Origin of the sequence: Pseudoalteromonas sp. ECSMB14103 (assembly GCF_000813065.1) — a bacterium.
Lineage (GTDB): Bacteria > Pseudomonadota > Gammaproteobacteria > Enterobacterales > Alteromonadaceae > Pseudoalteromonas > Pseudoalteromonas marina.
Window position 1 is genome coordinate 143,501 of record NZ_JWGY01000007.1, and the last position, 13,576, is coordinate 157,076.

At 41.6% G+C, this 13,576-nt stretch carries 6 protein-coding genes; all 6 read right to left on the reverse strand.

Annotated elements, in window-relative coordinates; translation table 11 throughout:
- The 6 genes from recD to RF53_RS12800 all read right to left on the reverse strand — a co-directional run bounded on the left by recD (window position 1) and on the right by RF53_RS12800 (window position 13,566).
- Window positions 1–2,016 (reverse strand): exodeoxyribonuclease V subunit alpha, encoded by a 2,016-nt coding sequence (gene recD / locus RF53_RS12775; protein ID WP_039037903.1) that lies wholly within the window; start codon window positions 2,014–2,016, stop codon window positions 1–3.
- Complete coding sequence (gene recB, locus RF53_RS12780; protein ID WP_039037904.1) at window positions 2,013–5,579, reverse strand: exodeoxyribonuclease V subunit beta; 3,567 nt, start codon at window positions 5,577–5,579, stop codon at window positions 2,013–2,015. Before recB ends, recD begins: the two co-directional genes overlap by 4 nt.
- Window positions 5,566–8,862 (reverse strand): exodeoxyribonuclease V subunit gamma, encoded by a 3,297-nt coding sequence (gene recC, locus RF53_RS12785; RefSeq protein ID WP_039037905.1) that lies wholly within the window; start codon window positions 8,860–8,862, stop codon window positions 5,566–5,568. The genes recB and recC overlap by 14 nt, the downstream gene beginning before the upstream one ends.
- 181 nt (window positions 8,863–9,043) lie before the next feature.
- The gene (locus RF53_RS12790) at window positions 9,044–10,099 is read right to left on the reverse strand and encodes an alkaline phosphatase D family protein (RefSeq protein WP_039037906.1); all 1,056 of its coding nucleotides are present in this window, start codon (window positions 10,097–10,099) and stop codon (window positions 9,044–9,046) included.
- Window positions 10,096–11,220 carry an alkaline phosphatase family protein gene (locus tag RF53_RS12795; RefSeq protein ID WP_039037907.1) on the reverse strand — a complete coding sequence of 375 codons (1,125 nt, stop codon included), beginning with the start codon at window positions 11,218–11,220 and terminating at the stop codon, window positions 10,096–10,098. Before RF53_RS12795 ends, RF53_RS12790 begins: the two co-directional genes overlap by 4 nt.
- Before the next feature lie 69 nt (window positions 11,221–11,289).
- A complete protein-coding gene (locus tag RF53_RS12800; protein WP_039037908.1) occupies window positions 11,290–13,566 on the reverse strand; it encodes a TonB-dependent receptor domain-containing protein in 2,277 nt (758 codons plus the stop codon).
- Window positions 13,567–13,576 lie beyond the last annotated feature (10 nt).

The window sequence follows — 13,576 nt, forward strand, 5'->3', positions numbered from 1 at the left end:
TTATTTCACTTGTAACCGCTCATATAAACCAGATGAGCGCGATACAGTTTTATTCATTGCTAACTGCAGTACCTTTTTATCGGCAACTAACTCAAAAGTATGTTTAGCACGGGTAATTCCGGTATAAACAAGCTGGCGATTAACCCCAACACTTGCCTGCTGTAGTGGCGGTAAAACCATTGCGGTATAGCTAAATTCTGACCCTTGAGACTTATGTATTGTCATTGCAAACACTTTGTCGTGTGCGGGTAAACGAGCCGGTGAAAATGCACGTGTGCTGCCCTGCTCGTCAATAAATATAGCCTTAAGCTGCCCAGCTTCATCATTCATTAAAATACCAATATCGCCATTAAATAGCTTTAATTGGTAATCGTTTTGGCTCACCATTATAGGCATACCACTATAGTGGCGCTGGTTTGGGTTTACGTTTATTAAACCCTGTTGCTGCAGGGTCCGTTCGATGCGTTGATTCAAACTATTAACGCCGTAGTCGCCCTCTTTTACTGCGGCCAGTAATTGATAACCTGCAAACGCAGCATGCACTTTGGCTACACTCTCACCTTGGGCAATTAAATTTAAATAATGTGCATAATGTTTGGCTGCTCGATTTACAAGGTTTTCTATTGGTTTACCTATAAAGTCGTAATCCAAAATAACATCACTAAAACGCCCTTCAACACTTTCCTGCTCTACATAATTTAATAAGCCACTATTATTTGTATTAACTGCCAATGCTAGTTGCCCTATGCCACTTTTAGCGTCAAAGCGGTAACTGCGTTGTAAAAAGGCAATGCAATCGGCTAGTTTAAATAGGCTATTTCCCTGCGATATTAATGTAGGCTGATCATCAAAACAAAGCGCATTTAGTTCATCACACCGCTGCTTTGAGTAGTTTGGTGTGCGCCCAAGTGCAAGCCCTTGGCACAAATCGCTCATAACGCTGCCTGTATCAACCGAGGCAAGCTGGTCTTTATCACCAAGCAGTATTAATCGAGCATGAGCAGGCAAAGCTTCAATTAATTTCGCCATTAGCGATAAATCCACCATGCTTGCTTCATCAATAATTAACACATCTAGGTGCAGAGGATTGCTTTGAGTGTGTCTAAATTTATTAGTAAAAGGTTTTACCCCCAATAAGCGATGAATAGTTTGCGCAGTATCAGGGATCAGCGCTTTTATATCGTCGGGTATACTACTTAGCTGATTTTTAGCCCCTAAAATAGACTCACTTAGCCTTGCCGCAGCTTTACCCGTCGGTGCCACCAGCTTTATGCTTAATGGCGCTGCTTTGTAAAGCGATTGCAATATAGCCAGCAACTTAGTTACTGTGGTTGTTTTACCTGTTCCTGGCCCACCGGTTATTACACTAAACCCTTTAGTTGCTGCAATGGCGCACGCCACTTTTTGCCAGTCAACGTCGTCCACGGGGGGCTCTGGGAAATAATGCTGCAATAAAGCAGTAAGAGTTTGACTATCAATATTAAGCGCTCGCTCACTCATGGCTAATAGCCGCTCTGCAAGTATGTGCTCATAAGCTGCCAAACGCGAAAAATAAAGGCGTTGGTCAAATAACTGAAGTGGTTTGGCATCCCCAACGCTTTGATGATTTTGTAAGTAGGTTAACGCGGTTTGTTGGTTAAACCCTTGCACAAATGGGCTATACGTAGTGGGAATATTCCCTTCAACTTTATTAAAGTCGCTTTGGCGTAAATTAAACGGATTGGCCCAGTCTATGGTGTTTAATGTTAAGCAACTGTGCTGGCTTTGTTGGGCTATACATAACAACAATACAATATAAAAAAGCTCATTATGTGTTCTTTCATCCGTATTTGAGAGTAACTGCGCAAGTTTTACATCAACGACGCGTATTCTATTTTCGCCCAGTAAATAATCCAGTAACGGCACTTCAGTAACCACGCTATTAGATACTGCCTGTTGCTCATGCGCTAAAGGCGCCTGTTCAACGTTGTCTTCTAGCGCGTCAAATAAACCCGGCTGTTGATTTAACTCACTCATAACATGGCTCCTTGGCTAAATAAGCCATCTAAGATAGTTACTTGCTCTAGTGTTAATTGATTAAAGAAAACACCTTGCCCTGCTGGCATGCCACGTAAAAAGGTGTAATACACGCCCCCTAAGTGACGCTCAATTGAGTAGTCACTAATGCGTTGCTTTAATAGCCTATGCAGCGCTACGGTATATATTAAATACTGTAAATGGTATTGATGGCTGCTCATGGCTTGCTCTAGCTGCTCGGGTTCATAATCTTTAGGCGTATTACCTAAGTAATTAGATTTATAATCTAAAATATAATATTTCCCTTGGTAGCAAAATATTAAATCCACAAAGCCTTTTAAAAGCCCTTTAACATGAGAAAAATCCAGCTTACTTTGTACAAAGCCAAAGTGTTTAATTAGCACTTCGTTAAGCTTGGGGGCACTTAAACTGGTCAGCGGTAAATTAAACTCCATTTCGACTAAGCAGTCACTGGGCGATAGCTTACTTAAACTTAAATCAGTTTGAGCATTCAATGGGCAATTTAGTACATCAAGCACCCACTGCTGGGCAATTGGCTGCCATGTGTCGCTAATGTGATATTTTTCAAAGGCCCGTTTAATTACCTGTGACAAATTTTGCTCGCTGTTTGTGGGGTGAGTAACTGGACTTGTAAAATCAATTTGTTCAAAAATTTCGTGTAAACAGCTTCCTGGCTTTGCCCCTTTAGGAAAACTAAAAGGTGAAGGGAGTTCGTCTTGTTGAACGGCAAACTCGTCTTTCTCGTGATCTTCATCGCTTCGCCCTGGGGCTAATTCATCGCTGTGCTTTTTAAAACTCAATGCACTAAAGCTGGTTGCACGCCAATCTCGTTCTATGTGCGCCTTACTATTGTTTACACTCAGAATTTGCTGAGCAGCCTCGGTATTAGCAAACTGTAAGGTTCCCTGTTGTCGTAATTCTTCAGAGGTAAATTGCTGATAACACATAAATGTGTGCTTGTCGCAAAACTCACTTAAATGTGTTCGCCATATTTGGCTGCTTGAAATTTCGAGCTCTGAGAACAGCACATGCCCAAGCGCACTACTTTGAATTGCTAACCGACTACTTTGCCCTTGCCCTATGTTATAAACACCCAGCGCACAAAAATGCACTGCGCGCGTAAGCGCTACATACAATAAACGTAAATCTTCGGCTAAGCGCTCTTTTTCAGCCTGCTGGAGTGCGTCTTCATCCTTACTTAAATCATAAATAAGTTTGCCATTTTTATGATAAAGCGCTTCTTTAGTTTCACGATAACCACTGGCAAACGGCATAAATACCAATGGATATTCGAGCCCTTTTGAAGCATGCATTGTCACAATTTTAACTAAGTTGGCATCACTTTCTAAACGTACCTGTACGGTTTCGCCATCTTGTTGACTCACCTTTTGCGCAAACCAGCGCAGTAAGCGTAATGTGCCTTCAAGCTCAATTTGTTTTTGCTGTAATATTTCACCAAGGTGTCTAAAGTCGGTAAGCCACCGCTCCACGTTGTAGCCTAAACCTTGCCATTTAGCACTTAACTGATTATGGCTTAGTAATCGCTCAAGCATGGCCATTGCCCCTTGCTTATGCCAAATATGGCTAAGCTGAGCAAAAAAGTTTAAGTGCTCTTGCCAAGCGTTTTCGTTATCGGCAAGTGCGTATACATCGTTATAGCTTAAACAAAATAACGGTCCTGCGAGCACACCACGAAGTAATGACTCGTCATATTGACCATGTAATGCAGTTAAAAAATTAAGTAAATGATGGCTCAACTCTTGGCTAAACACGCTGTCGCGGGATAGGTATACACTGGCAATTTTAGCCTCGCTCAAAGCCTTTTTCATTATTTGCGCTTCAACGCGGTCACGTACCAAAATACATATGTCTGCCGCACTTATTGGCGTTTTGCCAATGCACGCAGTGCCCTGTTTAGCGTGTTCTAATAAAGTGACTATCTTATTAGCAAAGTAAGTGGCTAGGTGTGCTTGCCCTAATCCTTTACTGGTGGGTTTATTTTTTTCATCGGCGGCTTCATCTACAAACACGTTAAATTCAAAGGCGTTAGCCGGTTTACCATCAATTAAAAACGATTCATCTGCTTTTTTACCCTTAGCGCTCACTTTGTTAAACGGAATAACATCGTTATAAATAAAACTGTTGTCGTGTTTGCTAAATAGGCTATTTACGCTGTTTACTATATCGCTGCTTGAGCGAAAATTAGTGCCCAGTGTAAATTGTTGAGGCTCGTCTACCGCCTTTTTTGCGCCTATATACGTAAATATATCTGCGCCTCTAAAACCGTAAATAGCTTGTTTAGGATCGCCTATCATGGCAAGTGTAGTATTGGCTTGGCCATAAATTTGACTAAAAATACCATACTGAATCGGATCGGTGTCTTGAAACTCATCTATCATAGCAACCGGAAATAACTGTGCAATTTTTTGCGCAAGCACATCACCTTGCTCATTATTAAGTGCAGTGTATAAATTAGTGAGTAAGTCGTCGGGGGTGATCACACTTTGCTCTTGCTTTCGCTTAACAATGGCTGATTTTACCCAGCGTGCAGCTTCTTGTACCAACGCTATTTTTAAACCTTGGTTCATGGTGTTGTTAAGCGCTGATAAGGTATCAAACTGACTTAATAACGGATGCGTAAACAAAGGCTGATTTTTTTTATAGTTAGTGGTGTCACTTAAGTTCTCGGTACTCCATATTTCAAACGAATACTTATTGGTACCAAACTCAAAAAACACGTCACCGCTTGCACAAAATGCATCAAGCGCTGCAAGGCTTGCTTTGCGAGCGGGTGTTTTAGCACCACTTAGGCCTGAGCCTTTAATAGCATCAGTAAATGCGTGTTCTTGGCAATCTTTTTTAAACTGTGGGATGAGAGTTAAGTATTCATCACGAGCTTGCCATACATCATCTAAGTTTATTTGCGGTGTTATGTGCGCATTGGCTTTATTTAAAATACTGGCTACTTGAGAAAATAAAGACTCGGGTGCTGAAAATACCTCTAAAATAGCATCGGTTCTGTCTTCACTCAGTGGATAAACAAACGAACGCCAAAAGTCTTTTATTGTTTCGAGCAGTATGTCGCGCTCGTCTAAAATAAACTCTAAATTAAATGCCACACCTGATTCAAACGCATGTTGCTTTAACATTCGCTGACAAAAGCCATGAATCGTAAATATAGCGGCTTCATCCATCGATTTTGCGGCAGCGTCCAGTAAATCAAAGGCTCTGTGTTTGTCGTCTATAGCAGCAATAACCCCTTCAATTAACTCATCGTTTGGGTTTTGCCCAAGTAATGCATCTCTGGCTGCAATAATACGGTTACGCACACGGTCTTTGATTTCTTGAGTAGCAGCGTCGGTAAACGTTACTACCAAAATCTGTTCTACACTTAGAGGAGCATTAAGCTCACCCGGTATTTGCATACCAAGTAAATAGCGTAAATATAGCCCGGTAATGGTATACGTTTTACCCGTTCCGGCACTGGCTTCTATTAAACTTTGCCCTTTAAGGGGCATAGTAAGTGGATTAAGCGCTTGCATGGTCGCTCTCCTTAGCATGCTCATATAACGGCGCGAGTAGCTTTTCGCTCCAGCTAATAAACTCGTCTTGGCAGTCGTTAAGTGATTGCACCGTTAATCTAATGTAGGGGTTTTCACCTTCACCTCGGCCTATGTATTGCGGGCTAAATTTATTCATCGCTTTTGCCATATCGCCACCGGTTTTTATGTATTCGTATCCACTTACCGGATAAAACGCCACAGGCTCTTTACGCAGTGCTTTGTATAATTCAAACCAATCCGCCAAAATTAAATCAGCGTCGGCTTTGCCCATAGGCGCAAAGCTAATTTGTTTATCAAGCCCAAGTAATAACGTTTCGAGGTTATGCCCCAAACTTTGTGCCACAAGGTGATAAATAAAGCCTCTAATCATGTCTTTGGCTTTAATACTGGCGCTACGGTAAAACACCTGTTTTTGCATAAAAATATGGTTAAGCCAGCCCTGAATTTGTGTTCCTTGAATATTAAACGACACCTCTACAGGCTCACTTTTACCCGCTTTTATTTGCTCTTTCACCTGCCCTGCAAGCGCGTCAACGCGGTGTTGCATGCTTTGTAAAACTAAACTTCCCACATTCGCTTGCGGTAACTCGCCGCGTTGCAAAATTTGCTCAGTACTCATTGGCGTATCGTTAATTGTGGCTTCTAATATTTCGTCTAAATAAAAGTAACGGCGCAGCGCATCAATACTAAATGGCTCTTCATCTTTTGCTACTTCGTTAAATTGCGGCAAACGTAAACCCAAGGTTTGATTGTAAAAACTCTCTTGTGCGCTGCAAACACTGCGTATAAATACATCAAGCTCTAACTGTTCAGGTGGTTTTACATCAAGTGCGCTAACTGGCTCTGGTAATATGGGCTCATTTGGCAACCAAATTGGGTTATAACTATGATCATTAAGCACGGTACTATTTTTATTATCTTGGTAGTAGTGGCTATTAAAGGGTTGCAAGTGTTGCTGGCTAATCAAACATGCCGGTAATGCTTTAGATGAGTCGTCACCCAGCGTAAAACTACGCCCTATGTATTCTAATAACTCGCTCACCAGGGTTGATGGCATACGGGGTTGGTTATCAAAGCAGGAGCGGCCAATATAGCTCATATAAAGATTTTCACGGGCACTAAGTAGCGCTTCTAAAAATAGGTAACGGTCATCTAATTTTCGTGATCGGTCACCTTTTTGTTTTTTAGAGTGTGGTACTAAATCAAACCCAATAGGCTGCACATTACGTGGGTAGTCAGCGTCGTTTAAACCTAGCATGCACACTACTTTAAATGGCACGGCGCGCATGGGCATAAGCGTACAAAAATTTACTTGCCCCACTAAAAACCGCTGACCGACGCCTTTTTCTTGTATACCCTGTTTTATTAAATAGCTAACTATGCGCTGCGACACCGCTTGATTGTAGTCGCCGTTATCGTGATGCTTTTGAATATCTTCAAGCACTTTTTGCAGCACTAATAAATCCCAACTGTCGTCGCTTTCACTCTCGTAAACAGCGCCAAGTAGCTCGCTTAAAATTTGTGCCTTATTGGTCAGGGTGTCGTCGGGGGTAAGCTTGGCTTTAAAGGTTTGTAGCACATCAATAAAATCTACCAGCTTATTAAGCGTATCAAGTGCCATTCCTTCTACTTCGTCGGCGCTGTAAATACCATTAAATGGGCATTGCTCGTCGCGCATGGCAATACCCAGTAATAAACGATTTAAACCATGCTGCCATGTATTTAGTTCAATGGCAGGTAAATCAAAACTGTGTTTATGTTCGGCATTGATGCCCCATTTAACGCCTACGCGTTCAAGCCAGTATTGTATTTGTTCATATTCGTGCGCTTCAAGGCCAAACTTTTCGGCTATTTGGGTTACTTGTAGTAAATCTAAAATATCTGATACGCCAAACCGCGAGAACGGTAAGTTAGCTAAGCTGGCAAACGAGCTTAGTACTGGTTTTTCTTGCTCTATGGCTAAATCAGCTAACGCGTAGGGAATATAGCGGCTGCCTTGCGCACCACCAAATACAGATTCTATATAGGGGCTGTATGTGCCTACATCGGGCATCATTACAATAATGTCTTTAGGGGTAAGCGCAGGGTTTTGGTTAAACAAATTAAGTAAATAGTCGTGTAATCGCTCAACTTCTCTAAGCGGTGTATGGCAGTCACTAAGGGTAATACTGGTATCGTTTGCACTTACTGGTAATTTACCTTCATCGTTTATAAACCATTCTTTGTTATCGGTAAGCGACTCCCCTTTAAACGCAAGCTGATAAATTTCGCTTTGTACTTGCCCAAGTAATGTAGTGTCAAACGCATCTATAAAGCCATCAATCCAACGGGCATCAAGTTGCACTAGCTGTTCAAAATAATCGCGACCTAACTTCCCCCACGATGATAAAAGTGGGTTACCTATAAAGTAATAGTCTTCATCTGGGTTAGATTGTTTTTTTTGCTGCGCTTCCACTAGCGGCATTTTGGCGTATTTAGCATTTATTTTGGCCGCTGTTTTTTCGTCAATTATGTCACCCCAGTAATGCTCACTCGGGTTAAAAAAGAATAAAAACACCTCTGTTTTTTTGCTCAATGCTTCAAACACATCAAGCTGAGAATTAGCAATGGCTGATATACCAAATAAACTAATGCGTTTGGGTAATAAGCTGTTGTCCATACTTTCCAACGCAGCAAGTAATTGCCCCTGCATATTTGCGCGGTGAAATTGGCTTTGGCCCAGCGCTTTGCTTAATTTTACAATTCGGCGCCATAAATCAGGCTGCCATGGTGCAATGGTCACATCTACGTCATCAAGTTCATCATTGCCGCTATCCCATGTTGCTATCCAATACGGTCGATACATGAGGTATTGGTCGTACACATCAGCTATTTTTTCACATAGAGCAAAGGTTTTTTGGCCATCAATATCGCCCTCTAAGTAGGTTTTTAGGGGTAAGTAAAGCGGTTCGTCAATACAAGTGGGTAAAATTGAAAATAATTTCCATGCAAGGTTAGGTTTGTTAAAGGCCGACTCTTTAGGCACATTAGGTAATAGCTGCTGATATAGTTGCCAAATAAAACTCGATGGCAACGGAAAATCAACCTGAGCAGCCACACCTAAATGCTCACTCAAGCCAATTTTTAGCCACTGCGACATACCCGGAGATTGCACCAGCACCACTTCTTTATCGAAAGGGCTTTGCAATGGGCTTACCTTTAACAGTTGATGAAACTGTGCTTGCAGGGCTTCCATACGGTTTGATTGAATAATATTGAGCATACGACACTGTCCTTACTTGAAGTAAAACCAGTGTAAGATATTTTCAATTATAGGGGTAGCAATAAGGGGAAAATGACGTTAATAAAACAGCAAGTTAGAAGGTAGCTTAACAAAAAATAAACGCACAGAACTTACTTTAATCACTTTTTAATCACTGTGCGTTTATTATTTATATCGCGCTTTATTTATAAGGGCTAATACTTGAAAGGCTAAAGTTACTTTGCATAATGACCTTGCCGTCAATGCCTTTGAGTTTTAGAGAAATAGCTGGGTCGGGTTGTTTCCAATCAATGCTTAAATCACCATAGTTTACATTGTGCGTGTAATCGCCCACGCGATGCTTATTTGGGCTGACGTCTTTCCATTTTTCAGTCAAACCTGAGCTGGTCATTTCAATAAGCGGGTAATCTAGGTTTTGATTGTATTTAGATATTTCCCCCCAATGCGTATCGCCACTAATGATCACCACGCCATTTACTTTATGTTTTTTAATTAACGTAAATAAACGATTTCGATCCTCTGGAAAGTTTGCCCATGACTCCCAGCCTGTAAAATCAGGCAATAACTGCAAGCTTGATGCAATAAGCTTAATAGCAGCAGGTTTTTTAAGCTCGCGCTCGAGCCACTGCCATTGCGCTTCACCTAGCATTGATGCGCCTTTAACTTCTGTTGGGCTATAAGGCCCTTGGTTGTTTAATTTACGCTTGGTGTAATATTCAAGCTCGCTTACATGATTAAGTGTGTCACGGTTCCAACGTAAATCGGGCATAATCACTTGCACCGTTTGCTCGCCTTCACCATACATATACGAGGTATAAATACCGTCTGAGCGTGTTCTACGCTCTGTGTTTTTAGGCTCGCCCCAAAAGTCGAGCATAATTTGTCGCGATTCTTCTTTGTGAAGGTATTCTTTCCCCGCGTCGTTTTGACCAAAGTCGTGATCGTCCCACATTGCAATAATAGGTGTGTTTTCTTTTAGGGTTTTAAAGCCGGGTTTTGCACCTAGTTTTTGATATTTATTAGCAAGCACTGACATGTCATTGGTGTCGCCGTAAATATTGTCGCCTAAAAATATAAATAGATCGCCCTGCTCTTTATTTATGGTGTCGAATATTGGGATATCTTTGTCTTGATGCCCGCACGAACCAAACAATATTTTTGATGGTGCAGCCATCGCGCTTGCACTAACAACCAACGCAAGCGTTGAATATAAAATAGGGTTTAATAGCATTTTCATTTTAAAATCTCTTTAATAGCGGGTGCCATATTGGGGTTAATTATATGTGGTTGCTGACCAAGTGCCGCAAGCACTGTAGCGGCAATTTGCGCTTGTTTAACATTTTTAATTTTTATTAGGCCATTTCCTTTAATGGCAGGGCCAATTGCGCCAAGCCAAATATGCTCAGAACCAACAATTCCCTCTGGGAATGCCCTTTTACCTTGCGGTGAATTGGCTAAGGCCTGTTTAGAGCTATGGTGTTGCCAATCGCTTGCATGACTCCCTCGGCCGTGGTCAGTAGTAATAATAAGCGTTGTTTTGTTTTTATAACCAGGGGTACTTTGAATGGTTTGCCATAAGTCTTTTAAAAATGCATCGCTTTGTTTCGCTGATTTTAAGTAAGCATCGTAATGACCATCGTGAGCAAAATCATCTGTTTCACCTAAGCTAATTACCAGCAACTTCGGTTGTTTAGCCAACATGTAGGCTTTGGCAAAACGATAGGTAAAACTGTCTAATCGAACATTTGTCCACGGGCTGGGAATTTCTTTTTGCAGTGCATTTAAAAGTGGGGCATCTGCAAATAAATCTTCTGCAATAGGCATAAACCCTGCATTTACATATACGTTACTGCGCTTGGTGTTTACAATGTATGGAAACACATCCCAGCTACCAAATAACGCAGTGCTGTTTTTAAATTCAGCTTGCGCGTCTAAACGCTCTAAAATAGTTTTATTTGGGTTATACACTTTATCGTTACTGTTAATATTTTCATCTACTTCGCCACTTAAGATTTCGTTATAACCGGGATACGAAAAATACCACGGATTACTAACCGACATTGTAGATCCCTTTGTTCTGTCACCAATAATTACGCCTTGTTTAGCCACTACTTGCGTTAAAAAAGGCATTAATAATTGCTGACGCTTGTGTGGATTTTCATTCCAAAACTCATTACTTAAGTCGCTCGGCCGTTTAACAAAGTCTTTATTACTAATAAGGTTTTTATCAGCACCACTAAATACTTCTTGCCAGCGCACGCCATCAAGGGTCACAAGCACAACGTTTGCGTCACTCGCACACACAGAGCTGGCAAATAAAATAAAGCTCGCCAATAATACTTTTAATATTTTATGCATGAATTTTTCACCTCACGTTAAATAAAAAGCCCATCAAAGTGACGGGCTTTTATTTACGTAATTGATTGCCTAAAACGCAGCTGTAAAGGTAACTGCCGCAGTGCGAGGCGAGCCTATAAAGTAAGTTGAACCATTACCTGTGCCGCCGGCTAAGTAGCTTTCATCTGTTACGTTATAAACAACAAAAGCAATATCGATAGCTTTAAATGGCCCTGCATCAACTTGTGTTGCGTAACCCGCATTTAAATCAAGAACAGTGTAGCTATCTACGTCGCCACGCTCACCGGTATATTTAGCCGACAAACCAAAGCGAAAATCGCCACTGTAATAATCGGTAGAAAGCACAAATAAGTCATCTACTGAGTCTATAACCTTATCACCCGCTTCAAAACCTGGCGCATCACCTTTGTACTCTGAGTTATTATTTGTATACGAGCTGTAAAAACTCCACTCAGGGCTAAGCATGTAACTTGCTGAAAGCTCTAGCCCTTGTGATTCAATACCGCCTACATTTAAGTAAGAGCCGTTAGTACCAATGGTATAGTCAATGCCGCCAGTATCACTGCCAGGTGCAATAAAGGTAATACGGTTATCAAACTCAATTGAATAAGCTGTAGCAGTGAGTTTAAGAGCATCATTTTGGTAACGAACACCTAAGTCAATATTTTCAGCTGTTTCTGGCTCAATGGCTGATAAATCAGAGCTGTCGCGCTCAAGCACACCATCTTTTATAGCTGCAAAATTTTCGCTATAACTAGCAAATAGCTCTGTTGAGTTATTTAACTGGTACACAATACCCCCACTAAACAGTATATCTGAGTCACTATTTACTTTTGCAGTTGTTGCATTTTGGTAATGGTCGAACTTTTCAATATCAACGAGGTATTTTTTGACACCTACGTTAAGCGTTAAATCGCCAAATGCCATTGAATCTTGTGCGTACCATTTTAGTGTATCGGCTTCAAAGGTATTTTTATATTGAGTCCAGTAAGGCGTGCTGTCGTAGTGGTGATAAATACGTGCATCTATCACTTTGTGCCAATCGCGCGATTCGTCGCGGTCACTTTGTTCATACCAAAAGCCCGCTTCTATGTCGTGCATACCAAATGTAGCGGCATAATGGGCTGTTACGCCTAAGCGATCTTTATTGTAATGAGTATGACGATACGACATAACCGGTGTTGCACCTGCATCGTAACACGCAGGGTTTAACACCGGGCCAGACTCCCATGGCCAGCTTAAGCTAGCTGTACAATCTGCGTTGGGTGCAAGCGGATTACCTTCACTGTCGGTAAAACCGTAAGACCCGGCATTTGAGCCACCTTCGGTTGTTGGGTTACCATTTTCATCAACTGGGGTTGTTAGGTAAGGTGGGATCCAATCGCCACGTCCTGAATTTTTATGATAATAAGGGCTAACAGTAAGTAATGACGTTGGCGAAATAGCGTATTCAAACTTTAAATATGCTAACGTATTTTCGCGAAGTGTACCCCAACCTTCTGCAAACATTTGGTCAAAATGCGGCACACCCGTCCAATTCCACGTTAGTTGATCCCAGTCTGGTGTTTGCTCAAATTGGGCTAGACTCACGCTGTTGTAATTTGTTTCGATTACGTCATCGTATGATATACGCCCGGTAATGGTTAAATCCGTTAATGTAGTAACAAATTTAGCTTCAGCGTGCTGGTTATCTTTACCACCATTGCTACCCGAACCAATCCAACGGCTAGTATCAGTTTGTGAGTAACTAACGTAAGCTTGGGTGTTATCAAATAATGTACCCGTTTCGTGTTTTAAGTAATATCGTGTAGCATCGTGACTGCCCGACGTGTAAGCAAAAGTAGTGCTTTTTTCAAGGCTTGGTGCTTTACTGACAAAGTTAAATGTACCGCCAAGTGCTTCAAGTGAAGCCGATTTAATATCAGACGTGCCTTGTCCTACTTCAACGGTTGCAAGGTTTTCAGAGTCTAAGTAGCGGTTTGCTTTTGCACCGCCGCCATAGTTAGAGCCACCATTAGGAATGCCATCAACCGTCATACCTAACTGTTGCTGATTCCCGTCAATACTAAAACCACGCATCGTAATTGTGGTAGACCAATCGTCACCGCCAAATGCGTCGCCTTCATTTATGCTAATGCCTGGCAAATTATCAATGACTGACAACACACTTGAAACCGTGCTTTGCTGCTCTAACATGGCAGGTTCAATCACATTATTAGCGTAACTAGTTGGCTTTGCCACAACCGTTACTTCTTCAATAGTGGTTTCGTCGTTAGCATAAGCAGATGTTGATACCGCCATGGCAATGGCCATGCTCAAAATCGATTTACTTTTTAAAGCGTACATTGTTGTCCCG